The sequence below is a fragment of the Olleya sp. R77988 genome, from assembly GCF_044594215.1.
Taxonomy (GTDB): Bacteria; Bacteroidota; Bacteroidia; order Flavobacteriales; family Flavobacteriaceae; genus Olleya.
This window is the reverse complement of the sequence record NZ_CP138988.1, coordinates 348,930-374,370: the sequence shown is the minus strand read 5'-3', so window position 1 is coordinate 374,370 and position 25,441 is coordinate 348,930. Positions and strand designations below refer to the sequence as shown.

General features: G+C 30.7%; 24 protein-coding genes. 18 read left to right on the top strand and 6 right to left on the bottom strand.

Features of this window, described 5'->3' with window-relative positions:
* Window positions 1–97 precede the first annotated feature (97 nt).
* A complete protein-coding gene (locus SJY17_RS01740) occupies window positions 98–3,052 on the top strand; it encodes a phosphoesterase (RefSeq protein WP_397363728.1) in 2,955 nt (984 codons plus the stop codon).
* Here SJY17_RS01740 and SJY17_RS01735 read toward each other — a convergent pair.
* Window positions 3,049–3,858, bottom strand: a complete 810-nt coding sequence (locus SJY17_RS01735) for a hypothetical protein (protein ID WP_397363727.1) — start codon at window positions 3,856–3,858, stop codon at window positions 3,049–3,051. The two genes, SJY17_RS01740 and SJY17_RS01735, sit on opposite strands and share 4 nt — an antisense overlap.
* A gap of 122 nt (window positions 3,859–3,980) precedes the next feature.
* On the opposite strand from SJY17_RS01735, the gene SJY17_RS01730 reads away from it, so the two are divergent.
* On the top strand, window positions 3,981–5,192 hold the full coding sequence (locus SJY17_RS01730; protein WP_397363726.1) for an NAD(P)/FAD-dependent oxidoreductase: 1,212 nt from the start codon (window positions 3,981–3,983) through the stop codon (window positions 5,190–5,192).
* A gap of 1 nt (window position 5,193) precedes the next feature.
* Complete coding sequence (locus SJY17_RS01725; protein WP_397363725.1) at window positions 5,194–5,727, top strand: DUF1697 domain-containing protein; 534 nt, start codon at window positions 5,194–5,196, stop codon at window positions 5,725–5,727.
* Here the strand turns inward: SJY17_RS01725 and SJY17_RS01720 are convergent.
* Complete coding sequence (locus SJY17_RS01720; protein WP_397363724.1) at window positions 5,724–6,284, bottom strand: TetR/AcrR family transcriptional regulator; 561 nt, start codon at window positions 6,282–6,284, stop codon at window positions 5,724–5,726. The genes SJY17_RS01725 and SJY17_RS01720 overlap by 4 nt on opposite strands.
* Before the next feature lie 212 nt (window positions 6,285–6,496).
* Between SJY17_RS01720 and SJY17_RS01715 the strand changes: the two genes are divergently transcribed.
* The 4 genes from SJY17_RS01715 (at window position 6,497) to SJY17_RS01700 (ending at window position 10,503) form a co-directional block, all read left to right on the top strand.
* On the top strand, window positions 6,497–7,579 hold the full coding sequence (locus SJY17_RS01715) for a diphosphomevalonate/mevalonate 3,5-bisphosphate decarboxylase family protein (protein WP_397363723.1): 1,083 nt from the start codon (window positions 6,497–6,499) through the stop codon (window positions 7,577–7,579).
* Window positions 7,580–7,606: 27 nt separating this feature from the next.
* A complete protein-coding gene (locus SJY17_RS01710) occupies window positions 7,607–8,536 on the top strand; it encodes a mevalonate kinase (protein WP_397363722.1) in 930 nt (309 codons plus the stop codon).
* 59 nt (window positions 8,537–8,595) lie between these two features.
* Complete coding sequence (locus tag SJY17_RS01705) at window positions 8,596–9,501, top strand: geranylgeranylglycerol-phosphate geranylgeranyltransferase (RefSeq protein WP_397363721.1); 906 nt, start codon at window positions 8,596–8,598, stop codon at window positions 9,499–9,501.
* A 162-nt stretch (window positions 9,502–9,663) separates the two neighbouring features.
* Window positions 9,664–10,503 carry a pseudouridine synthase gene (locus SJY17_RS01700; RefSeq protein ID WP_397363720.1) on the top strand — a complete coding sequence of 280 codons (840 nt, stop codon included), beginning with the start codon at window positions 9,664–9,666 and terminating at the stop codon, window positions 10,501–10,503.
* Window positions 10,504–10,554: 51 nt separating this feature from the next.
* Here the strand turns inward: SJY17_RS01700 and SJY17_RS01695 are convergent, their stop codons facing one another.
* The 4 genes from SJY17_RS01695 to SJY17_RS01680 all read right to left on the bottom strand — a co-directional run bounded on the left by SJY17_RS01695 (window position 10,555) and on the right by SJY17_RS01680 (window position 12,888).
* Window positions 10,555–10,938 carry a VOC family protein gene (locus SJY17_RS01695; RefSeq protein WP_397363719.1) on the bottom strand — a complete coding sequence of 128 codons (384 nt, stop codon included), beginning with the start codon at window positions 10,936–10,938 and terminating at the stop codon, window positions 10,555–10,557.
* A gap of 15 nt (window positions 10,939–10,953) precedes the next feature.
* Window positions 10,954–11,343 carry a hypothetical protein gene (locus tag SJY17_RS01690; protein ID WP_397363717.1) on the bottom strand — a complete coding sequence of 130 codons (390 nt, stop codon included), beginning with the start codon at window positions 11,341–11,343 and terminating at the stop codon, window positions 10,954–10,956.
* Window positions 11,344–11,448: 105 nt separating this feature from the next.
* Window positions 11,449–12,054 carry a ribosome biogenesis GTP-binding protein YihA/YsxC gene (gene yihA / locus SJY17_RS01685; protein ID WP_397363716.1) on the bottom strand — a complete coding sequence of 202 codons (606 nt, stop codon included), beginning with the start codon at window positions 12,052–12,054 and terminating at the stop codon, window positions 11,449–11,451.
* A 69-nt stretch (window positions 12,055–12,123) separates the two neighbouring features.
* Complete coding sequence (locus SJY17_RS01680; protein WP_397363715.1) at window positions 12,124–12,888, bottom strand: alpha/beta fold hydrolase; 765 nt, start codon at window positions 12,886–12,888, stop codon at window positions 12,124–12,126.
* A gap of 259 nt (window positions 12,889–13,147) precedes the next feature.
* Between SJY17_RS01680 and mraZ the strand changes: the two genes are divergently transcribed.
* From mraZ to SJY17_RS01625, 11 genes are all read left to right on the top strand, one after another.
* A complete protein-coding gene (gene mraZ / locus SJY17_RS01675; protein WP_397363714.1) occupies window positions 13,148–13,618 on the top strand; it encodes a division/cell wall cluster transcriptional repressor MraZ in 471 nt (156 codons plus the stop codon).
* Window positions 13,596–14,528: a 16S rRNA (cytosine(1402)-N(4))-methyltransferase RsmH gene (gene rsmH, locus SJY17_RS01670; RefSeq protein ID WP_397363713.1), complete on the top strand. Its 933-nt coding sequence runs from the start codon at window positions 13,596–13,598 to the stop codon at window positions 14,526–14,528. Before mraZ ends, rsmH begins: the two co-directional genes overlap by 23 nt.
* Window positions 14,529–14,533: 5 nt before the next feature.
* Complete coding sequence (locus SJY17_RS01665; protein WP_397363712.1) at window positions 14,534–14,851, top strand: FtsL-like putative cell division protein; 318 nt, start codon at window positions 14,534–14,536, stop codon at window positions 14,849–14,851.
* A 63-nt stretch (window positions 14,852–14,914) separates the two neighbouring features.
* Window positions 14,915–16,867 (top strand): penicillin-binding protein, encoded by a 1,953-nt coding sequence (locus tag SJY17_RS01660; protein WP_397364854.1) that lies wholly within the window; start codon window positions 14,915–14,917, stop codon window positions 16,865–16,867.
* Window positions 16,864–18,327 carry a UDP-N-acetylmuramoyl-L-alanyl-D-glutamate--2,6-diaminopimelate ligase gene (locus SJY17_RS01655; protein WP_397363711.1) on the top strand — a complete coding sequence of 488 codons (1,464 nt, stop codon included), beginning with the start codon at window positions 16,864–16,866 and terminating at the stop codon, window positions 18,325–18,327. The genes SJY17_RS01660 and SJY17_RS01655 overlap by 4 nt, the downstream gene beginning before the upstream one ends.
* 52 nt (window positions 18,328–18,379) lie before the next feature.
* The gene (mraY, locus tag SJY17_RS01650) at window positions 18,380–19,612 is read left to right on the top strand and encodes a phospho-N-acetylmuramoyl-pentapeptide-transferase (RefSeq protein WP_397363710.1); all 1,233 of its coding nucleotides are present in this window, start codon (window positions 18,380–18,382) and stop codon (window positions 19,610–19,612) included.
* A 50-nt stretch (window positions 19,613–19,662) separates the two neighbouring features.
* Complete coding sequence (gene murD, locus SJY17_RS01645; protein WP_397363709.1) at window positions 19,663–21,000, top strand: UDP-N-acetylmuramoyl-L-alanine--D-glutamate ligase; 1,338 nt, start codon at window positions 19,663–19,665, stop codon at window positions 20,998–21,000.
* A 51-nt stretch (window positions 21,001–21,051) separates the two neighbouring features.
* Entirely contained in the window at window positions 21,052–22,251 is a 1,200-nt protein-coding gene (locus SJY17_RS01640; protein ID WP_397363708.1) for an FtsW/RodA/SpoVE family cell cycle protein, read from the top strand.
* A gap of 18 nt (window positions 22,252–22,269) precedes the next feature.
* Window positions 22,270–23,376 (top strand): undecaprenyldiphospho-muramoylpentapeptide beta-N-acetylglucosaminyltransferase, encoded by a 1,107-nt coding sequence (murG, locus tag SJY17_RS01635; RefSeq protein WP_397363707.1) that lies wholly within the window; start codon window positions 22,270–22,272, stop codon window positions 23,374–23,376.
* The gene (gene murC / locus SJY17_RS01630; RefSeq protein WP_397363706.1) at window positions 23,377–24,729 is read left to right on the top strand and encodes a UDP-N-acetylmuramate--L-alanine ligase; all 1,353 of its coding nucleotides are present in this window, start codon (window positions 23,377–23,379) and stop codon (window positions 24,727–24,729) included.
* Window positions 24,719–25,438 (top strand): cell division protein FtsQ/DivIB, encoded by a 720-nt coding sequence (locus SJY17_RS01625; protein WP_397363705.1) that lies wholly within the window; start codon window positions 24,719–24,721, stop codon window positions 25,436–25,438. The genes murC and SJY17_RS01625 overlap by 11 nt, the downstream gene beginning before the upstream one ends.
* The last annotated feature ends 3 nt before the right edge of the window (window positions 25,439–25,441 follow it).

The window sequence follows — 25,441 nt, the reverse complement described above, 5'->3', positions numbered from 1 at the left end:
AATTAAAAAAGCAAGAGGCAAAACGACTATTGTAGCCTTACATCATCCCATTTTTACCAATGGTTCTCATGGTGCACAATTTACATTTTTAGACCACATGAAACCATTACCTATTATTGGATCACTTAAAAATCTATTAAGGGTTACAACTGGAATTACAAATGTAGATCAATCCAATAAACGTTATAATACGTTTAAAAAGCGTATAATAACATTGTCACAAGAAAACAGTAAAGTTGTTTTTGTTTCTGGACATGAGCATAGTTTGCAATATTTAATACAAGATAATTTACCACAAATAGTTAGTGGTTCTGGATCTAAAACAAGTGCAACCCATAATATTGGAGGTGGACAGTTTTCTTACGGAAAACAAGGTTATAGTATTTTAGATGTTTATAAAGATGGTTCTTCAAATGTGCGTTTTATTACTGCTCAAGATAATAAAACTGCATTTCAGACTAATGTGTTTTCAGAAAACAAAGAGACTAATATTACAGATTATGTATCTGGTTTTTCTAGTCATAAAAAAGCCTCAATTTATACAGAAGATGAGGTTTCAAAAGGAACACTTTATAAAACCCTTTGGGGAAGTAGGTATCGTCAAGATTTTGGTGTAAAAGTAAATGCGCCAACTGTAAATTTAGACACCCTTTTTGGTGGATTGACTCCAGTTAGAAAAGGAGGTGGACATCAATCTAAGTCTTTAATGCTTAAAGATCAGGAAGGCAAACAATATGTAATGAGAGCATTGCGTAAAAATGCGCTACAATATTTACAAGCAGTAGCCTTTAAAGACCAATATATCCAAGGTCAATTTAATGATACTTATACGGAAAATTTATTGTTAGATGTATTTACAGGATCACATCCTTATGCACCTTTTACTATAGGTAAATTGTCTGATGCAGTTGGTGTTTTTCATACCAATCCAGTGTTGTATTATATCCCAAAACAAAATGCCTTAGCACAATATAATACAGATTTTGGAGATGAATTATATATGATTGAAGAGCGTGCAGCTTCAGGTCATGGAGATAAGAAAAGTTTTGGATTTTCTAATAAAGTTATTAGTACTAGTGACTTGCTTAAAAATCTTAATAAAAACGAAAATCACTCAATAGACGAAGCGTCTTACATCAAAGCACGTTTATTTGATATGCTAATTGGAGATTGGGATAGGCATGAAGACCAATGGAGATGGGCAACTTTTAAAGAAGATAAACAAACAATTTATAGACCAATACCTAGAGATCGTGATCAAGCATTTTCCATAATGGGAGATGGTACTCTGTTAAGCGTTGCAACATCAATTATTCCTGATTTGCGTTTAATGAAAAGTTATACTGAAGAATTAAAAAGCCCAAAATGGTTTAATTTGGAACCTTATCCTTTGGATATGGCTTTAATAAATCAGTCTAATCGAGAGATTTGGAATGCACAAGTAAAACATATTACAACCCATTTGACAGATCAAGTTATTGACGAGGCATTCATGTCTTTTCCTTCTGAAGTCAATCAGGAAACAATAAATGATATTAAATTAAAATTAAAAGGAAGACGTGCAAATCTTCAAAAAATATCTTATAACTACTATAATCATATTAATAATTTTGCGGTTATAAAAGGGACAAATAAAGACGATTGGTTTGATATAGAAAGACAGTCAAACGGAATTACTAAAGTAACTGCTTATCGTATAAAAAAAGGTAAAAAAGAAACTGTGTTTTTCTCTAGATCATACTCCTTTGAGGATACCAAAGAAATTTGGATTTATGGTTTAGATGATGACGATGTTTTTAAAGTTTTTGGTGAAGGAAATAGATTGATAAAATTAAGATTAATTGGTGGTCAAAATAAAGACACTTACGATATAGTTAACGGAAAACGAGTAAAATCGTATGATTATAAGACAAAAAAAAATAGTTATATCACCAAAAAAGGAATAAATAAATTAACTGATGATTATGAAACTAATGTTTACGACTACAAAAAGTTAAAGAACAGCTCCAATCAATTAATTCCAGTCTTAGGATCAAATCCAGACGATGGTTTTAAAATTGGACTTACAAATACGTATACAACGTATGGTTTTGAACGTAATCCATTTACACAGCAACATCAGTTATCTGCTGCTTATTATTTTGCAACTTCTGGTTTTGATTTTAATTATAAAGCCGAGTTTGCAAATGTTATTAAAAATTGGAATTTAGGTTTAGAAGCAGCTTTTACAAGCCCAAATTACAGTGTAAACTTTTTTGGTTTAGGAAACGAAACATTAAACCCGAATACAGAAAATGAAGCTAACTATAATTTAGATTATAATCGTGTAAAATTAGAGACCATTAAACTAACACCTTCATTACTTTGGAAAGGAGATTTAGGAGCTAAAATTAAAGTAGCATTAAACTATGAAACAATAGAAGTTGAAGAAACTATCGACCGTTTTGTAAACACGTTTTATCAAGCAAATGGAGAAGATAGTAGAAGTAGTTTTGCAGGAGCCCAAATAGATTACCATTACCAAAACAAGGATAATAAAGCTTTTCCAACCGTTGGTATGGAAATTAGCTTAAAAGCTGGTTATAAAACTAACTTAGACAATTCTAATAATTTTTCTTTTATAAAACCATCCTTAGGTTTTGATTATAAGTTAATACCAAGTGGGCAATTGGTTTTGGCTACTAAAGCAAGTGCGCTTCTTAATTTTGGAGATGGTTTTGAGTTTTATCAAGGTGCTAATTTAGGCGCAAATAATGGGTTAAGAGGGTATAGAAATGAGCGTTTTACAGGGAAAAGAGCATTTGTGCAAAGTACAGATTTAAGACTAAATTTACGTAAATTAAAAACAGGATTATTACCTCTTAATATAGGTGTTTATGGAGGTTTAGATTATGGTCGTGTTTGGATAAAAAATGATAACTCAAAAAAATGGAATAACTCTTTTGGTGGTGGTGTGTTTTTTAATGCAGCAGGAATGTTAGTTGGTAATTTATCTGCTTTTAATAGTGACGATGGTTTACGTCTAGCATTTAAAATCGGCTTTGGGTTTTAATTCAATTTTAACAAATAAATTTTATTATCCTCTTTCCCAGAATCTTCATCTGTAATATAAATACTTGTATTATTTTTAAAGCAAATACCTTCTTTTTGACTGTCGTGGTTTAAGGGTATGTTTTTAACGTTTCCTTCAAAAAAATTATCAATTTTAAAATTACTTAGCTTCCAGATTTTATCATGGTTTAAAAGGATAACTGTTTTTCCGTCAGGACTAATATCTGCAGAAGTAACACGTGTATCCTTTCCTTTTAATTTATACTCAGTAATAAAAGTTGCAACATGATTTCCTATTTGATTTGGCACTTTTAAAAGCATTGTTTTTTTGTGCGTTTTACTAAAAATATAAAAGTAATCTTTCCATAAAAAGAAGGCTTCAAAATCTTCAGACTTTATATTCTCTGGTAAAGTAAAAGTGATGGTTTTAGCTTCAGTTTTATTTTTAATATTTGCTATGTTTTCAACTTTATAAATAAAAAATGTTTTTCGTTTTCTGGAGTTGTTTCCAAAATCACCAATATATAAACTACCTTTATTATCAGTAGTTAAATCTTCCCAATCTATGTTTTTTGCATTACTAATGTCTATGTCTTTTACAATGTTTCCTTTTAAATTTAATCCATAAACATTGTTTTTGTTTCCAGCATCCTCAATGGTCCATATTAAATCAGAATTACTAACCAATTGTGCTGCAGAAACTTCATCCAAATCACCATCTATAGATCCAACTACAGTTAATTTTCCAGTACTGCAAGACATTAAAAGTAATCCTAAAACAAGTATTGGTTTTAATGGAAATGTCATAAATTGTGATGCTTTTAAATTAAATTTAATATTAGGGTAACGCTATTCTAAATAACGTTTAGAATCTAAAAATATTGATAATAAAAATAAAAAGCTATAAATAGTGATTTTTAAGATCGTTTATGAAACAATATGATGTAGTAATAATAGGTGGTGGTGCAGCAGGTTTTTTTGCAGCAATTAATATTGCAGAGCAATATGAAAATATAAAAGTTGCTATTTTAGAACGCGGAAAAGACGTGCTGTCTAAAGTCAAAATTTCTGGAGGAGGACGTTGTAATGTCACACATGCCGAGTTTGATCCACAAGAGTTAACAAGCTATTATCCTAGAGGAGAAAAAGAGTTGTTAGGTCCTTTTCATACGTTTATGACAGGAGACACTATGGAGTGGTTTGAAACCAGAGGTGTGCCTTTAAAAATAGAAGAGGATGGTCGTATTTTTCCTGTTAGTAATAGTTCAAAATCGATTATAGATTGTTTTTTAAACCAAGCACAAAAGCATGGTGTTGATGTATTAACAAACCAATCTGTCACCAATTTTAAAAACATAAATGACACATGGCAAGTAGTTACTAAAACTGATGTTTTTACTTCAAAAAAACTAATAGTCGCAACCGGAAGTAATCCTAAAATATGGTCATTTTTAGAACAGTTAGGACATACTATAATAAAACCTGTTCCATCGTTATTTACTTTTAATATTGATGACAAAAGGATAAAGGATATTCCAGGTGTAGTTGCTAAAAATGTAGAAGTAAAGGTAGTGGGTTCTTCGTTAGAATCTTTTGGTTCACTACTAATTACACATTGGGGAATGAGTGCGCCTTCCATATTAAAACTCTCAGCTTTTGGAGCTTTAGAGCTTGCAAAACGGAATTATAAATTTGAAATTGAAATCAATTTTATAAATCAAGATTATGACAAAACACTTTCAGAATTGAAAGAATTTAAACAAGAATTTTCTAAAAAAACGGTTGTTAATTACGCACAGTTTGATTTGCCTAAACGCTTATGGAAAACGTTGGTTACTGCGTCTTTAATTAATGAAGAAGCTAGATGGGCAGATTTAAATAAATTGCAATTAGAAAACTTGTCTAGTCAACTTACAAAAGCTATTTTTAAAGTAGATGGTAAAAGTACTTTTAAAGAAGAGTTTGTTACAGCAGGAGGAGTAGATTTAAAAGAAGTAAATTTTAAAAACTACCAAAGTAGATTGCACAATAATTTATATTTAGCTGGCGAAATTATAAATATTGATGCAGTAACAGGAGGTTTTAACTTCCAGAATGCTTGGACTGGAGCATACATAGTTGCCAAAAATTTATATCAATAAAATGAATACTTACCTTGCTTTTTTAAGAGGAATTAATGTTGGTGGACATAACAAAATACCAATGCAAGAGTTGCGTGATCTTTTAAACCAAATAGGTTTTAAAGACGTTAAAACTTATATCCAAACAGGTAATATAATTTTTAAAACATCAAGTACAGATAGAAATCTTTTAGCCTCTAAAATTAAAAATGGAATTTACAATCAATTTGGATTTGATATTCCTGTGTTAATTAAAACACCAACCCAAATAATTTCAATACTTGAAAAATGTCCTTTTACGGAAGAAGAAAAACTAAAAAGTTACTTTGCTTTATTATATGATAAAGCAACAATACAGCAAATACAGTCCTTAAAATCTTATAGTTTTCCAGATGAAAAATTTCAACTTATAGACGACTGTATTTACTTATATTCTAGTATAGGATATGGTAAGTCAAAAGCCAATAATAATTTTTTTGAAAAAAAAATTAAAATTAAGCTAACCACCAGAAACTATAATACACTAAATAAGTTAGTAAAACTTTTAGAAGACTAATCTTTGTATTTAATAGAGTCCCAAGACATGTCAAGCGCTTGATCAATTTGCTTTTTATTCATTTCAAGCTCATTCTTTACTTTTAATCTAATTGAAGATACAACATCACCAAATGCCATTTGCAAAATTAATCTTACTGGAGCATTTCTTAGTTCTTTGTTTTCAATTCCTTCTAAAAATAAATCTCTAATATTTGAAATATAAGGTACAGATTGTGCTACCAACTCTTGAGTAATAATTGGTGGTACAGCAACAAATTCCATAAACTTAAAAGCAAGTGGATTACCAACAAAATAGTTGTACAGATTAAGCCACATGGTTTGGTATTGCTTTTTAAAACCTTTTTCTGGTAAGTTTGCAATTAAAACCACACCATAATCTTGGACAATCATCATGTAGATTTCTTCAATTATTTGATTTTTATTTTCAAAATAATGATAAATAGTACCAACAGCAACATTTGCTTCTTTGGCAACTTGAGACATTGGTGTTGCATGCACACCTTGTTTAACCACTAGCTCTAGCATAGTGATAATAATGCGTTGTTTTTTGTCCATATAAACAGACTTTGTTTTTTTAAAGAGGTAAAAAGCAGTGAAGCGAAGTCTAAGGGAACTTTTATTTACCTATCAGTTAACTTTTATTTTTTTTTGAATCAAATTCAGCCTGTTAATAGTTAGAAATCAACAAATTGAATATTCATTCGGTAGGCAAATTTAAAAAAATAGTTTAAATATTAAAACTATATTTGCACAAATTTAAGTTTTAAATGGATTTAACTCGTTTTACATTAACTAATTACAATAATTTACCTAACAAAGGAAGTGTTACCTGGTCATCTCCAAGTAATATTGCATTGGTTAAATATTGGGGAAAAAAAGAACATCAAATTCCAGAAAACCCTTCTATTAGCTTTACTTTAGATGCTTGTAAGACAATAACCGAGTTAAATTTTGAGAAAAAATCAAAAACAGACGATTCATTTTCATTTAAAGTTTTTTTAGATGAAGTTGCTAAGCCAGATTTTCATCCTAAGATCGAAACGTTTTTTAAGAGAATTGAAACTTATATTCCATTTTTAAAAGACTTTCATTTTACTATAAAAACTAGGAATACATTTCCACACAGCTCAGGAATAGCCTCTTCTGCTTCAGGTATGAGTGCTTTAGCTTTGTGTTTAATGAGTTTGGAAAAGCAACTAAATCCTAATATTTCTGGTACAGATTTCATACAAAAAGCTTCGTTTTTAGCACGTCTTGGTTCTGGTAGTGCATGTAGAAGTTTGGAAGGAGATTTAGTAGTTTGGGGAAATCATCAACAAATTGAAGGCAGTAGTGATTTGTTTGGTGTAAAATACCCTTATCAAGTTCATGATGTTTTTAAAAACTATCACGACACTATTTTATTAGTTGATAAAGGCGAAAAGCAAGTAAGTAGCACTGTTGGGCATAATCTAATGCATGGACATCCTTTTGCAAAACAACGCTTTATGCAAGCAGTACATAATATTTCTAAAATTAAAGACATTTTAAAATCAGGTGACTTAGATGGGTTTATTGCTTTAGTAGAAAGCGAAGCATTAACACTTCATGCAATGATGATGGCTAGTAACCCATATTTTATTTTAATGAAACCCAATACACTTAAAATAATAAATAAAATTTGGAGTTTTAGACAACAAACAGGTTTGCCAATTAGTTTTACTTTGGATGCTGGAGCAAATGTACACGTGTTATATCCAGAGAAAGACGCAGAACAGATTTATAAATTTATTAAGACTCAATTAGTTGAATATTGTCAAAACGGTCATTATATTTGCGATAGAATTGGTTTTGGTGCAAAACAATTGTAACTTTATCAACCCAATGGTTAAAAACATATGAAAGGTCCTTTATTTTATTCAAAAATTTTATTGTTCGGAGAGTACGGAATCATAAAAGATTCTAAAGGTCTTTCCATTCCTTATAATTTTTATAATGGAGCTCTTAAAATGGATGATAATTCTTCGGAAGAAGCAAAGCAATCCAATATAAGCTTACAAAATTTTACAGATTATTTATCTAAAATTGACACTAGTTTAGTGGTTTTTGATATTCAAACATTACAAAAAGATGTTAAATCTGGAATGTATTTTGACTCATCAATCCCTCAAGGATATGGAGTAGGAAGTAGTGGAGCTTTAGTTGCAGCTATCTATGATAAATATGCACAAGACAAAATAACAGTTTTAGAAAACCTTACTAGAGAAAAATTATTGACCCTAAAAGCAATTTTTGGAGAAATGGAATCTTTTTTTCATGGTAAATCATCAGGTTTAGATCCTTTAAATAGTTATTTAAGTTTACCTATTTTAATCAACTCTCAAGAAAACATAGAAGCAACAGGAATACCAACCCAAAGTAATAATGGGCAAGGAGCAGTGTTTTTATTAGATTCTGGTATTATTGGAGAAACAGCTCCAATGGTAAGTATTTTTATGGAAAACATGAAGCAAGAAGGGTTTAGAAAAATGCTTAAAAACCAATTTATAAAACATACAGATGCTTGTGTAGACGACTTTTTAAAAGGAGATATCAAGTCTTTATTTAATAATACTAAACAACTGTCTAAAGTAGTACTTAACCATTTTAAACCTATGATACCATCTCAATTTCATGACCTATGGAAAAATGGTATTGACACCAATGATTACTATTTAAAATTATGTGGATCTGGAGGTGGAGGTTATATTTTAGGGTTTACCCAAGATATTGATAAAGCACAAAATGCTTTGAAAGATTATAAGTTAGAAGTAGTTTATAATTTTTAAGCATACAATCTCCATTGATGGCAATTAAAGCAAATAAAGTGTCTTAGAAAACTATACTAATGCTTACCAGAAAACAAAAACATCTATTACTTAAGTTTTTTAGCATGTTTTCTGTAGTTAGAGGTTATAATATATTAGTTATAGTCATTGCTCAATACTTAGCATCCATTTACATTTTTGCATCAGACAAACCTTTAAAAAAGGTGTTGTTTGATATTAATTTACTAATGCTAGTCTTAGCATCTGCAGCTGTAATTGCAGGAGGTTATATTATTAATAATTTTTACGATTCAGAAAAAGATTTAATCAATAGACCCAATAAAAGCATGTTGGATAAATTGGTTAGTCAAAACACTAAACTATCCTTTTATTTTGTGCTAAATTTTTCAGCAATAATAATGGCTAGTTATGTGTCCTTTAAACCAGTATTATTCTTTTCGTTTTACATATTTGCAATATGGTTATATTCTCATAAATTAAAAAAACGTCCCATAATTGGTAATGTTGTGTCTTCGGTTTTAACACTGACACCATTCTTTGTCATATTTGTCTATTATCATAACTTTAAGTCAGTCATTTTTGTACATGCTACTTTTTTAATTTTAATAATAGCAATAAGAGAATTGACTAAAGATTTAGAAAACATAAAAGGTGATCTAGCGCTTAATTATAGGACTATTCCAATAGTATATGGAGAACAAATGTCTAAAAAAATGATTACCATTTTAGGTCTAGCAACCTTGTTTCCTGTTTATTTTTTAATTTCAAAATTTGATATTGGACACATGTATCTGTATTTTTATATGTGCGAGATTTTACTAATCATCTACCTTGTTTTACTCTGGAAATCCAATACCAAAACACATTACTTATGGTTACATAATATCTTAAAATTTATAATTGTTTCAGGTGTTTTTAGCATCTTATTAATAGATGTAGATTTGGTGTTAAACCGTATATTATAATTTGGGCGTTACCACAAGGGTCAGGTTTTTCGTTATATCTTTTTTTTGCATATATGCAAAAAAAAAAGGATGCCACTACAACCCTTAACGCAAAGTAGTACTAAAGATTAGCTTTTTAATTTATAATCAAAAAAACGTTGTAGATTTGCAAAAAAATAAATCATGAGTAAAGCCCGCGAAGGAAAAGGTAGAGGAAAAGGAAAATCAGGACCAAAAACTCCTTTTAGACCTGTAAAGAAAGATAAGAATGCAGCTAATGTTTCTTCAAAACCTACTCAGAAAAAAGCACCAGATTCAGATTTAATCCGTTTAAACAAATACGTTGCTAATTCTGGTATGTGTTCTCGTAGAGAAGCAGACCAACACATTGCAATGGGTTTGGTTACAGTTAATGGAAAAGTAGTGGTTGAGATGGGTTATAAAGTAAGGCTTCAAGACGAAGTGCGTTATGATGGAGCCCGAATTAATCCAGAGAAAAAAGCCTATGTTTTATTAAACAAACCAAAAGGGTTTGCAACAACAACAAGCGAAGGTAAAGGACGTACAGTAATGGATTTGGTTGCTAACGCATCTTCTGCAAAAATCAAACCTATTGGTCGTTTAGGGCGTAACTCTACAGGTTTGTTATTATTTACTAATGACGATACGGTTGTAAAAAAGTTTACAAGTTCTAAAAAGGGTGTCGCAAGGTTATTTCATTTAGAGTTGGATAAAAACTTAAAAATGGAAGACTTAAAAAAGATTAGAGAAGGTTTTAAGATAGAAGGTAAATTAATAACTGTTGAAGAAATCAGTTATATTGAAGGCGCTTCTAAAAAAGAAATTGGAATCAAAATTAAAAACACAGGTAATATTATTTTACGTACTATTTTTGAATATTTAAAATACGAAATCATTAAAATTGATTGTGTAACTATTGCGCATTTAACTAAAAAAGATATACCAAGAGGTAATTGGAAGATTTTAACAGAGCAAGAAGTTAATACTTTAAAAATGCTATAATCTCAACAAAATTATAAAATAAAAAAATCGCTCTATGGGCGATTTTTTTGTTTAGATAGTATTATTTACTTCAATCCAATAATCATCAGGATCTTTAAAGTAAACTTGTATTATACCATCTTTTCTAATGTAATCTTTGTTTGGTGTGTCACGCCAATCAGAATACTCAATTTTTAAAGCTATTAAATGTTTTATAAATTGATTAATATCTAAAGTTGATAAAGCAAAATGTACAGCTTTACTCGTTTTTATCTCATCGTCAGGTCTTGGTATAAGATGTAACTCTTTACCTTCTCCTAATAATAACCATCTAGTTTTAGAGTCTGATGCTGTGTTTTTAATTTCTTTAAATTGAAATACCTTTTGATAAAAATCAATAGATGTATTGACGTCTTTTACAGAAAGTGCTATATGGTTTAATGAGAAGTTGGACATATTTAATTTTTTGTTTTATATAGTCTTAACTATTGTTTCAGAATTTAATTGATAATTTCTAAGAATTTCATCTAGCTTCTTTTTTTCTTTTTCAATTTTATTTAATCTCTTTTTGTAAGTAACTAGCTTACCATAAGCTATTGATAATATGGTAGTACCAATTACACTGCTTAAAAGTGACATTGTTGCGCTAAAAAGGCTTTTATATTCTAAAGTAACTTTTAAAAGATAATATGAAATGAATAGAATTATAAAGCTTAATCCTATAGAAATAATAAAATTGAAGTAAACTGATTTTTTATTGCTTTTTATTTCTTCAATTTTAGTTATTAATTCTGGTATGTATTTTTTTTTGGAATAACTTATTTCAAAATCAGGACACTTATTCTTAAAATCAGGCTTCATTTTGGATAAACCACAAGTCAATCCATTTTTAAGACTTTTTTTTTTGTTTTTACATAAATTACAATGTTTAGCTTGGACCATTTATGTTTAATTACTTTTTCTTATTTACTCCACAACCATACTGTCATTTAATCCATCAATATAACCAAGTACATCATCCTTTCCAATAGTTTTACTGGAAGAAGTAACAAAGTAATTAGGCATTTCTTCCCATGTTTCTAGTAAGATGTTTTTATAATCTTCAACATGGTTCTCTATGGCTTTTGGCTTAAGTTTATCAGCTTTTGTAAATATAATAGAAAACGGAATACCACCTTCTCCTAAATACTTCATAAATTCTTGATCAATGGGTTGTGGTTTGTGTCTAATATCTACTAATACAAAAGCAGTGACTAATTGCTCGCGTTGCTCAAAATATTGAGTAATAAATTTTTGAAATACTTTTTTTGCGCTTTTAGATACTCTAGCATAGCCATAACCTGGTAAATCCACTAAAAACCATTCTTTATTAATTAAAAAGTGGTTTATTAATTGTGTTTTCCCTGGTCGTCCAGAGGTTTTAGCTAGACTTTTTTTACTAGTTAGCATATTAATTAAGGAAGACTTTCCTACGTTACTTCTACCAATAAAGGCGTATTCTGGCAAACGGTCTTTCGGGCATTTTTCAGCATCAGAATTACTGGTAACAAATTCGGCAGATTTAATATGCATGGATAAGATTTTTTTCCATTTCCGTGAAAACGGAAATCTTTTAATTTATTTTCTAATTAACTTAATAAGTTAAATTTCACGTTTTTTTAACCAATCAAATAAAATTTGATTAAAAGTGTCAGGATGTTCCATCATGGCAGCATGACCACATTTTTCAATCCAAAATAAATCCGAATCAGGTAATAAAGCATTAAACTCGTTTGCAACGTCTGGAGGTGTAACTCCATCATTTTCTCCCCAAATAATACAAGTTGGGGTTTTCATTTTTGGCAAATCCTTAGCCATGTTATGTCTAATAGCACTTTTAGCAATTGCTAACGTTTTAATTAGTTTGTTTCTGTCGTTTACAGTCTCATAAACTTCATCTACAATTTTTTTAGTAGCTACTGCTGGATCGTAAAAAACTTCTTGTGCTTTTTTCTTAATAACCTCGTAGTCACTTCGTTTAGTGTATCCTCCACCCATTGCGCTTTCGTACAATCCAGAGCTTCCAGTAATAACTAATGCTTTAACTTTATCTGGAAATAATTTGGTGTGATATAATCCAATATGTCCACCTAAAGAGTTTCCTAATAAAACGACATTGTCAAGATTTTTAAATTCAATAAAATCATGAAGATATTTAGCAAATGTTTTGACGTTAGTTTTAAGTAATGACATACTGTAAATAGGCAATTCTGGTATAATTACTTTGTAGCCTTTAGTGCTAAAAAAAGTAGTTACAGCATCAAAGTTACTTAATCCACCCATCAATCCATGAAGCACAACAATAGGTTGTCCTTCACCAACCTCAATATAGTTGAATTTTCCTTCTTTTTTAAGTGTACGCGTCATTAATAGTTAGTCATTTTCGTCAAAAGCAAATATAACTAATTCATTTAAAAAACAGCTATTTTAATGATTTAGTTAATAGACTTTTTTCAGAAAAATATATAATTAATTCCCACTTAAAAAACGCTTTTATAGCGCGATTTTTTAATAATTAAAATTGTTAAAGTTTGAATACTTATTAACAATGTGGTAAAATGTGGTAAAATGTGGTAAAATTTTCAATATATTTGATTTTTACAAATTTTGATAGTTAAAAACGGTTGTGAACTCATTAATAGGAACATACGAATGTAAAGTAGACGCAAAAGGAAGGCTTATGCTTCCTGCTGCGCTCAAAAAGCAATTGGCTCCAGAGTTGCAAAATGGCTTTGTGTTAAAACGTGCTGTTTTCCAGGAATGTTTGGAGTTGTATCCAATGCAAGAATGGAATGCGTTAATGCAAAATGTAAATAAGTTAAACCGTTTTAAAAAGAAGAATAACGACTTTATTAGACGTTTTACAGCTGGAGTAAAAATGGTAGAGGTGGATGCTAATGGACGTTTGTTAATCCCTAAAGATTTAATTGGGTTTGCATCAATAACCAAAGATATAGTAATGTCTTCTGCTGTTAATATTGTTGAAATTTGGGATAAAACAAAGTATGAGAAAGCTATTGATGATGCAACAGTAGATTTTGCAGATTTAGCTGAAGAAGTAATGGGTCAAGACGATGAAGATGACAGCATATCATAACCCAGTTTTATTACAAGAAACCGTTGATGGTTTGGCTATCAAAGAAGATGGTGTCTATGTGGACGTTACTTTTGGTGGAGGTGGACACAGTAAAGAGATTTTAAAACGTTTAGGAGAAAACGGAAAATTATACGCATTTGATCAAGATAAAGATGCGCTTGAAAATACAATTGACGATTCTAGGTTTACCCTAATTCATGAAAACTTTAGGTATATAAAACGCTTTTTGCGTTTTCATGGAGTTAAGCAAGTGGATGGGATTTTAGCAGATTTTGGTGTGTCATCACATCAATTTGATGTAGCAGAACGCGGTTTTTCTACCAGATTTGAAGCAGATTTAGATATGCGAATGAATCAAAACAATCAGTTATCTGCTTACCATGTAATAAATGAGTATGACGAAGAGCAATTACGTCAAGTAATAGCACAATATGGAGAGCTTCGTGCTGCTCCAGCTATGGCTAAACTTATTGTAGAGTTTAGAAAAGATGAAGAAATAAAAACTAGCGAACAACTTAAAAAAGTACTTCAAAAGTTTTTGTCACCAAAACACGAAAATAAAATTTTAGCACAAATTTATCAAGCCATTAGAATTGAGGTAAATCAAGAAATTGAAGCTTTAAAAGAGTTTTTACAGCAAACGCCTGAGATTTTAAAACCAAAAGGACGTGTAAGTTTAATTTCTTACCACTCTTTAGAAGATCGATTAGTGAAACGTTTTATAAGAAATGGATTGTTTGAAGGAGAGCCAGAACGTGATGTGTTTGGGCATTTTGAAGTACCATTAAAAAAAGTTGGCGGATTAATAATCCCTTCAAAAGAAGAGATTAAAATAAATAACAGAGCACGTAGTGCAAAATTACGAATCGCAGAAAAAGTAAGTAGCCAAAAGCCAAAAGCCAAAAACTAAGTATTATGAAAAAAGGTATTTATGGCATATTAAGAGGAACCTTTTTGGTTAGTGAAGACTCTTTTAAAAACTGGAGACTTATTCTTTTTATTTCAGCTTTAGCTTTAGTAATGATTGCAAGCTCACACAGTTTAGATAAAAAAGTACACGAGATAGCAAAACTTAACAATCAAGTTAAAGAATTGCGATCCGAGTTATACGACGGAAGGACCAAATTGATGCAACTTAAAATGGAATCTTCTGTGGTTAAGAAAATGAAAAAAAAGGGATTGGCACCTTCAGTAATACCGCCAAAAAAAATAATTGTTAAACCGCAAAGCTAAGTTCAAATCGTGGCAGTAAACGAAAAGAACATATTAAACAGATTGTATTTTGTCGCAGGATGTATGTTCATCTTCGGGCTTCTTGTTGTGGGTAAATTATTAACCATACAAATTGTTGATGGAGATAAATATAAAGCCTTAGCGGATGAGCGTGCTATAAAAGATGTGGTTATTCCTGCCAATCGTGGTAACGTATATTCTGCAGATGGTAGTTTATTAGCAACATCAATTCCTAAATATGATATTTTATTTGATGCAGTCACACCTTCAAATAAAAATTTTAAAGCTAATATTAAACCGTTAAGTGATGCATTATCAAAATATACTGGCAAATCTTCAAACTATTATCAGCGAGAGTTAAGTAAGGCAAGAGAAAATAAAAATCGCTATTTCTCATTGGTTAAAAATATTGGTTATACAGATTATTTAAAATTTAGAGAATTTCCGTTATTAAAATTAGGCGCTTTTAAAGGTGGATTAATTGTAGAGCAAAAAGTAAAAAGAGAACACCCTTTAGGCGAAATAGCACAACGTACCATTGGATATGAGCGTACAGATGGAGATGGTAATACAACAAGAGCTGGAATAGATGGTGCTTTTGGGCTGGAATATTTAAGAGGTAAAGATGGGAAACGTTTAAAACAAAAAATAGGAAAAGGACAGTGGAAGCCAATTTTGGACTACGATCAAGTAGAACCTCAAGATGGTTTTGATGTGTACACAACTATAGATGTTAATGTTCAGGATATTGCTCATCATGCATTATTAGAACAATTAGAATTGTATCAAGCAGAACATGGAACTGTGGTGGTAATGGACGTTAAAAGTGGAGAAATTAGAGCAATTTCTAATTTAGGAAAAACAGAGTCTGGATATTATTACGAAAAGAGAAACTATGCTGTTTATGAAGCGCATGAACCTGGTTCTACGTTTAAACTTATGGCTTTAATGGCAGCTTTAGAAGATAAAAAAGTAGACACGTCTGATGTTGTAGATACAGGTAATGGTTATAAAGTGTTTTATGGTAGAGGAATAAAAGACTCTCACGGAAATGGAAAAATATCTGTTGCTAAAGCATTAGAAGTATCTTCAAATATTGGAATAGCAACAGTTATTGATGATGCTTATGCAGATAACCCAAAACGATTTTTAGATATTCTAAGAGGTTGGAATTTGGATAAAAAATTAGGAGTTTCAATACAAGGAGAAGGTACTCCAATGATTCCTGGACCTGGTCATCCAAAATGGAGTAAAAACGCTTTGCCATCTATAGCATATGGTTATAATTTAAGTATTACACCTTTACAAACTTTAACTTTTTATAATGCTGTAGCTAATGATGGTGTGATGGTTAAACCTAGATTTATTAGAGAGGTAAAAGACTTGGATCAATCCATTGAAGTTTTTGAAAAAACAATAATAAATAAAAAAATATGCTCTGATGCTACTTTGCGCGCAGCACAAGAGATGTTAAAAAATGTTGTGGTTAGAGGTACTGGTAAATCTTTATACTCGGATTATTTTTCAATGTGTGGGAAAACAGGAACTGCAAGAGTGGAATACTGGATGAAAGATTGGGCAGAAAACCCAAGGTATATTTCATCTTTTGCTGGTTATTTTCCAGTAGAAAATCCAAAGTATTCGTGTATTGTCGTGATTCATAAACCAAGCGTAAAAAAAGGATTTTATGGCGCAGATGTTTCTGGACCTGTATTTAAAAAAATTGCTCAAAAGATATTTACTGACACTCCATTAATAGATCAAGTAGCCTCATTAAAGGTTAATGATGCAGCTGTTAATAAAGAATATGAAAACTATTATAATTCTATAAACAATTATAAAACCATTATGCCTGACGTAACAGGTTTACCACTTATGGATGCATTGGCTTTATTAGAAAATATGAATGTAAAAGTGACTGTAAAATGTCAAGGTGTTGGTATTGTTAAAAAGCAATCGGTAAATAAAAACACCAAATTAATAAATAATCAAACTATAGTTTTAGAAGCATCGTGAATTCATTAAAAGACATATTATATAGGGTAACGTTGGATGCTGTAGTTGGTAGTACAAATATTTTGGTGCGTAATATTCATTTTAACTCGCGTAATGTAGCAATCAACGATGTGTTTGTTGCTGTAAAAGGAAGTGTAACAGATGGACATCAATATATTGAAAACGCTGTTAAACAAGGTGCTATAGCAGTTATCTGTCAAGAATTACCTAAAAAAACTAAAACAGGAATCACTTATATACAAGTAGATGATTCTAGTCGTGCTTTAGCAATAATGGCTTCTAATTACTATGGTAATCCATCAGAGAATTTAAAGTTAGTTGGAGTTACTGGTACAAACGGTAAAACTACTATTGCATCACTTTTATATCAACTATTTAAAAAAGCAGGATATAAAGTTGGGTTATTATCTACTGTAAAAATTATGGTGGATAATACAGAACATCCAGCAACACATACAACACCAGATTCTTTAACTATAAACGCTTATTTAAAGAAGATGAATGATGAAGGAGTAGAGTTTTGCTTTATGGAAGTTAGCTCTCATGGAATTCATCAAAACAGAACTTTAGGCTTAAAGTTTGAAGGCGGAATTTTTACTAACCTATCACATGATCATTTAGATTATCATGACACTTTTGCTGAATACAGAGATGTAAAAAAACGCTTTTTTGACGAGTTGCCTAAATCAGCTTTTGCGTTAACAAATGGTGATGATAAAAACGGAAGCATTATGCTTCAAAACACAAAAGCCAAGCAATATACTTATGCGTTAAAAACATATGCAGATTATAAGGCTCAAATTTTAGAAAACCAATTTAATGGTTTGTTATTAAAACTTAACGATAATGAGGTTTGGGTACGATTAATAGGTCAGTTTAACGCCTATAATATTCTAGCAATTTTCGCTACTGCAGAATTGTTAGGTCTTGAAAAGCAAGAAATTTTAAGGTTAGTTAGTGAGCTTGAAAGTGTAAGTGGACGCTTTCAGTTTTTAATTTCTGACCAGAAAATTACTGCTATTGTAGATTATGCACATACACCTGACGCATTGCAAAACGTATTGGAAACAATAAATGATATTAGAACCAAAAATGAAGAATTAATCACAGTTGTTGGTTGTGGAGGAGATAGAGATAAAACAAAGCGACCAAAAATGGGTCACATTGCATCTGCTTTAAGCACTAAAGTCATTTTTACAAGTGATAATCCAAGAAGTGAAGTTCCGGAAACAATAATTGAAGATATAGAAAAAGGAGTTGAGCCTCAAAATTTTAAAAGAACCATGTCAATTGCAGATAGAAAACAAGCAATAAAAACTGCTTGTCAATTAGCTAATCCTAATGATATCATATTAATAGCAGGAAAAGGACATGAAACTTATCAGGAAATTAAAGGAGAACGATTTGATTTTGATGATTTTAAAATAGTTAAAGAATTTTTAAAACAATTACAGAAATAAACTTTGTGCTTCCTGCATTAGCAGGAAGCACAAAAGAATAAAACCATATTAAATGTTATACTACTTATTCGAATTTTTAGAAAAAAACTACCAGTTTCCTGGTGCTAGTGTATTTCAGTTTATCACATTCAGAGCAGCAATGGCTATTATTTTGTCATTGTTATTTTCTACAATATTTGGAAAGCGTATCATTTTAGCATTACAGAAAAAACAAGTAGGAGAATCTGTTAGAGATTTAGGTTTAGATGGACAGTTAGAAAAAGCTGGTACACCAACAATGGGTGGGATTATAATTATTCTGGCTACACTTATTCCTGTATTATTATTAGCAAAATTAGATAACATATACGTTGTTATGTTAATTGTAACCTTGCTTTGGATGGGAGCAGTTGGTTTTACAGATGATTATATAAAAGTATTTAAAAAAGATAAAGCTGGTCTTAGCGGAAAGTTTAAAGTGTTAGGTCAAGTTGGATTAGGATTGTTTGTTGGAGCAATCATGTATTTTCATCCTGGAATTACTATTAAGACTGAAAAAGTTAACCCTGTTAATCAAACAGAATTAGTTTCTAAAAATTCAGGACCAGAATTTAATACGGAAGAGCAGTCTTTAAAGACAACAATTCCTTTTGTAAAAGATAACGAGTTTGATTATTCAGATTTAATAACATGGATGGGAGACGGTTATGCTAAATATGCATGGTTAATATTTATTCCAATTGTCATTTTTATTGTTACAGCAGTATCTAATGGTGCTAATTTAACCGATGGTATTGATGGTTTAGCAGCAGGTAGTTCTGCGATTATTGTATTTGCATTAGCCATTTTTGCTTTTATTTCTGGAAATATCTTTTTCTCTGATTACTTAAATATAATGTTCATTCCTAGATTAGGAGAGTTGGTAGTATTTATAGCAGCATTTGCAGGTGCGCTTATAGGGTTTTTATGGTATAATACTTATCCAGCTCAAGTATTTATGGGTGACACTGGAAGCTTAACTATTGGTGGTGTTATAGCTGTTATTGCAATCGCTGTACGTAAAGAATTATTGATTCCATTATTGTGCGGAATCTTCTTTGCAGAGTCTTTGTCAGTCATAATACAAGTTACTTATTTTAAATACACAAAGAAAAAATATGGAGAAGGTCGACGCATTTTTTTAATGTCTCCATTACATCATCATTATCAGAAAAAAGGATATCACGAAAGCAAGATTGTAACACGTTTTTGGATTGTTGGAATTTTTCTAGCAATACTATCCATTGTAACGCTTAAACTACGATAGTAAAATTAAAACCAAATGTCACACTGAGCTTGTCGAAGTGTCTCAATAAAATGAAAAAACAAAAACTAGTCATACTTGGTGGAGGAGAAAGCGGAGTTGGAACTGCCCTTTTAGGAAAAGCAAAAGGCTACCAAGTTTTTGTTTCGGATAAAGGAAAAATAAAAGAAAAGTATAAAAACGTTCTTATAAATAATGACATTGAATGGGAAGATCAGCAACACACAGAAGCTAAAATTTTAAGCGCTGATATGGTAATGAAAAGCCCAGGAATACCAGATAAAGTGCCTATGATAAAAGCACTTTTGGATAAAGGTATTCCAGTAATTTCTGAAATAGAATTTGCTTCAAAATATACCAATGCAATTGTTGTGGCTATTACTGGAAGTAATGGTAAAACAACAACATCAATGCTTACCCATCATGTGTTAAAGCAAGAGTTAGAAGTTGGGTTGGCTGGAAATATTGGAGATAGTTTTGCAAAGCAAGTTTTAGAACATGATTTTGATAACTATGTTTTAGAGATTAGTAGTTTTCAGTTAGATGGATGTTTCAGTTTTAATCCTAAAATAGCCATCATAACCAATATCGTTCCAGATCATTTAGATCGTTACGATTATAAGTTTGAAAACTACATCGCTTCAAAATTCAGAATCGCTCAAAATCAAACTAAAGATGATTATTTGATTTATGATGCAGACGATAAAGTGATTTTAGAGTTTCTAAAAAATAATACCATTCAATCTACATTATTACCATTTTCATTAACAAAAACTATAGAAAATGGAGCGTATTTAGACAAAGATAATATAAAGATAACCATAGATAACAACCAGATAATTATGCCAACAAAAAACATCGCTTTAGAAGGTAAACACAACATTAAAAACGCAATGGCTGCTTCAACAGTAGCACATTTGTTAAAAATAAGAAAACAGACTATTCGTGAAAGTTTAGAAAATTTTCAAGGTGTAGAGCATCGTTTAGAAAATGTATTAAAAATAAATAAAGTACAATACATTAACGACTCTAAAGCAACCAATGTGAACGCAACTTATTTTGCTTTAGAGAGTATGGATGCGCAAACGGTTTGGATTGTTGGTGGTGTAGATAAAGGAAATAATTATGAAGAATTATATCCTTTTATAAATGAAAAAGTAAAGGCAATTATCTGTTTAGGAGTGGATAACCAAAAGCTTTTGGCAAGCTTTGGTAATATGGTTGATGTGATTGTAGAAACACAGTTTATATGTGAAGCTGTAAAAATAGCTTATAAAATAGCTGAAGCAGGAGAAAACGTGTTGTTATCACCAGCTTGTGCAAGTTTTGATCTATTTGAAAACTATGAAGATCGAGGTCGCCAATTTAAAGATGCAGTAAGAAATTTATAAATAAAACAAAAAAGATGTCGTGCTAAGCTTGTCTAAGCATCTCAAAAAAATATGCAAACAGTATTTAATAACATAAAAGGAGATCGGTTAATATGGGCAATTGCTGCGCTATTAGCTATATTTTCGTTTTTACCTGTGTATAGTGCTGCTAGTAATTTAGTTAATATTAGTAGTGGAGGAAATACGTTTTCTTACTTTGTAAAACACTTCATGCATCTGTTTTTAGGATTCTCAATTATGTATGGAGTGCATAAAATTCCGTATCGTTATTTTAGAGGGTTATCAATGGTTATGATGCCTATTGTGTTTGTGTTGTTGATACTAACTATTTTACAAGGTACTACAATTGGAGGCGCAAATGCTAGTCGATGGATACGTATTCCTTTTGTTAACATGTCGTTTCAAACATCAACACTAGCTGCAGTTGTTTTGATGGTGTATATTGCACGTTATTTATCAAAAATTAAAGATAAAACCATAACATTTAAAGAGTCTATATTACCACTTTGGATTCCAGTGTTTATCATTTTAGCATTGATATTGCCTTCAAATTTTTCAACTACTGCTATTATTTTTGTAATGGCTAGTGCGCTATTATTTTTAGGAGGTTATCCTTTACGATACCTAGTAGCAATGGGATTTGCTGGAATTGTTGGATTAGCACTATTTATTTTAATTGCAAGAGCTTTTCCAGAAGCTATGCCAAATAGAATTGATACTTGGACTAGTAGAGTGGAAAGTTTTTTTAATGGAGAAGATACTAAAGAAGATTATCAAACAGAAAGAGCAAAAATTGCAATTGCATCTGGTGGTATTGTTGGTGTTGGGTCAGGAAAAAGTATTCAAAAAAACTTTTTACCACAATCTTCATCAGACTTTATTTTTGCCATAATTGTTGAAGAATATGGATTAATAGGAGGTTTTGCATTAATGATATTATACATGTGGCTATTGTTTAGGATAATAATAGTATCGCAAAAATCAGATACCGTATTTGGAAAGTTATTAGTCCTTGGCGTTGGCTTGCCAATTATTTTTCAAGCTATGATAAATATGGCAGTAGCAGTCGAGTTATTTCCAGTTACAGGACAAACATTACCATTAATTAGTAGTGGAGGTACTAGTATTTGGATGACCTGTTTAGCTATAGGAATTATTTTGAGTGTAAGTGCAAAACGAGAAGAAATAAAATTAAAAGAAAAAGAATCAGATTCTGATAATCCATTAGAGATTTTATCAGAAACAATATAAGTTGTTAGTAAATAATTAATGAGTAACAAAAACAAAACATACAAAATAATCTTAAGTGGTGGTGGAACAGGAGGACATATCTATCCTGCAATTGCAATTGCAAACGAATTAAAAAGGCGTTTCCCAAATGCAGAGTTTTTATTTGTAGGAGCAAAGGATAGAATGGAGATGGAAAAAGTCCCTCAAGCTGGATATGCTATAAAGGGGTTGTGGATTTCTGGTATTCAAAGAAAAATAACACTTAAAAACCTAATGTTTCCTTTTAAGCTAATTAGTAGTTTATGGAATGCTAGAAAAATAATTAAACAATTTAAACCTGATGTAGCAATTGGTACTGGTGGTTTTGCAAGTGAACCTTTATTACAAGTAGCAGCTTCAAATAAGATTCCAAGTTTAATACAAGAACAAAATTCTTATCCAGGAATTACAAATAAGTTGTTATCTAAAAAGGTGAATAAAATTTGTGTAGCCTATAATAATTTAGAACGCTTTTTTCCTTCAGAAAAAATTATAAAAACTGGTAATCCTGTACGTCAAGATTTGTTAGATATTTCTTCAAAAAAAGAAGAAGCTATTAAGCATTTTGATTTAGTTGAAAGCAAACAAACACTTCTGGTTTTAGGAGGTAGTTTAGGAGCTAAAGCTATAAACGAATTAATGGTTAGAGAACTTGATTTTTTACAAACGCTAAACATTCAAATCATTTGGCAATGTGGTAAGTTATATTATCAAGATTATAAACTGTATGGTAATACAAAACATGTGCAAGTACATCAATTTATAAATAAAATGGATTATGCATATGCAGCAGCAGATTTTATAATCTCTCGTGCAGGAGCAAGTTCTGTAAGCGAGTTGTGTATTGTTGGTAAACCGACCATTTTTGTGCCTTCTCCCTATGTAGCAGAAGACCATCAAACAAAAAATGCAGCTGCAATTGTTAATGAAAACGCTGCATTATTAATTGCACAAGAAGACTTAAAAGTAGATTTTAAAAATAAATTTGGTCAGTTAGTTGCCTCTAAAGAAAAACAAGAAGAACTAAGCAAAAACATTAAAAAATTAGCATTAGTAAATGCAACTAAAGATATAGCAGACGAAGTTGAAAAACTTCTAGATAAATAAATGAATTTAAACAACATACATAACATCTATTTTGTAGGTATTGGAGGTATTGGGATGTCTGCTTTAGCTAGATATTTTAATGCAAATAATAAGCATGTTGCTGGTTATGATAAAACACAAACCAAAATCACAGATAGTCTTGAAAGTTTAGGTGTTTCTGTGCATTTTGAAGATGATGTTAAATTAATAGAAAACCAATATTTAGATACAGATACAACATTAGTTGTTTATACGCCTGCAGTACCTAGTAGTCATACAGAGTTGACTTATTTTAATAATAATGGTTTTGCAGTTTTAAAACGCTCTGAAATTTTAGGTTTAATTACAGAAAATACGTTTTGTTTAGCAGTTGCTGGTACACATGGTAAAACAACTACTACAAGTATTTTAGGACATTTATTAAACCAATGCGATGTAGAGCTTACTGCTTTTTTAGGAGGAATTAGCGAAAATTATAATTCCAATTTAATCCTAAACGGAAGTAAAGTAAGTGTGGTAGAAGCAGATGAGTTTGATCGTTCGTTTTTGACATTAAGTCCAGATATGGCTTGTATTACCTCTATGGATGCAGACCATTTGGATATTTATGGCGATGCTTCAGAATTAATAAAAACCTTTGAAGATTTTACCAAAAAGTTAAAACCAAACGGAAAGTTATTTATCAAAAATGGCTTACCACTTAAAGGTATTACTTACGGAATAGAAGATGATGCAGATTATTCTGCTCAAAATATAACAATACAAAATGGAGCTTATGTTTTTGATGTTAAAACACCAAAAACAGTGCTTAAAAATTTTCAATTTAACCTACCAGGTAGACATAATTTGTCGAATGCTTTAGTCGCTCTGGCGATGTCTGTAGAATATGGTCTCCCTAGACCGCAGCTCGCCAAAGCATTGGCATCTTACAATGGTGTTAAACGAAGATTTACATATCAAATAAAAACTAACGATTTGGTTTTTATTGACGATTATGCACATCATCCAGAAGAGATTAATGCAGTACACCAAGCAGTAAGAGAAATGTATCCAGAGGATAAGGTATTGGTGGTTTTTCAGCCTCATTTATTTTCTAGAACTCAAGATTTTGCTCAAGATTTTGCTAATAGCTTATCTAAATTTGATGAGATTTTATTGTTGGATATTTATCCAGCAAGAGAATTACCCATAGAAGGTATAACATCAGAATGGTTATTAGGGCATATAGATAATAAAAATAAGACTTTAGTGACTAAAAAAAACATGGTTCAACATATAAAAAACAGTCATTCAAAAATAATACTAACACTTGGTGCAGGAGATATTGGTGCAGAAGTATTAACAATAAAAAAGGCATTATTAAATGAAGATTAATTGGAACTACATAAAAATGGTTGCTCTACTTGCGTTTGTAGTGTTTTTGTATGCATTTTCTTCAGCTAGAAATGCTAAAAGATTAGTATCAAAACCACAAATAGAGTTTATTGGCAATAAAAACCTGTTTATAACACAAGAAGATGTTAGTAAGTTGTTAATACAAAATCAACAAAGTGTTACAAATGAACCTAAAGAAATTTTAGATTTGAATTTATTAGAAACAACTCTAAATGCAAATCCAATTGTCGAGTTTGCAGATGTTTACGTAAGTGTCTCCGGAAACTTAACCGCAAAGGTTAAACAAAAAACACCTATTGCTAGAGTAGTAACAGACGCGTCTTACTATATAGACAGTAATGGTAGCTATATGCCATTATCAAAAAACTATACAGAGCGCGTCCCAATAGTTACTGGTTTTGTGGCTAAAAATAACTTGGATAAAGTGTTTATAGTAGCTACAAAAATTAAACAGGACGAGTTTTTAAAAAAACATGTGGTACAAATTCATCAAAACAAGAATAATACCATTGACCTTAAACTAAGACAATGTGATTTTGTAGTCAAATTAGGGAGTTTAGAGCATTTAGATAAAAAAATAAATAATCTAAAAGCCTTTTATTTAAAAGCTACAAAAGATAAAACATTAGATAAGTATAGTATAGTAAACTTACAATTTGGTAATCAAGTTGTGTGTACAAAAGCATAAGTT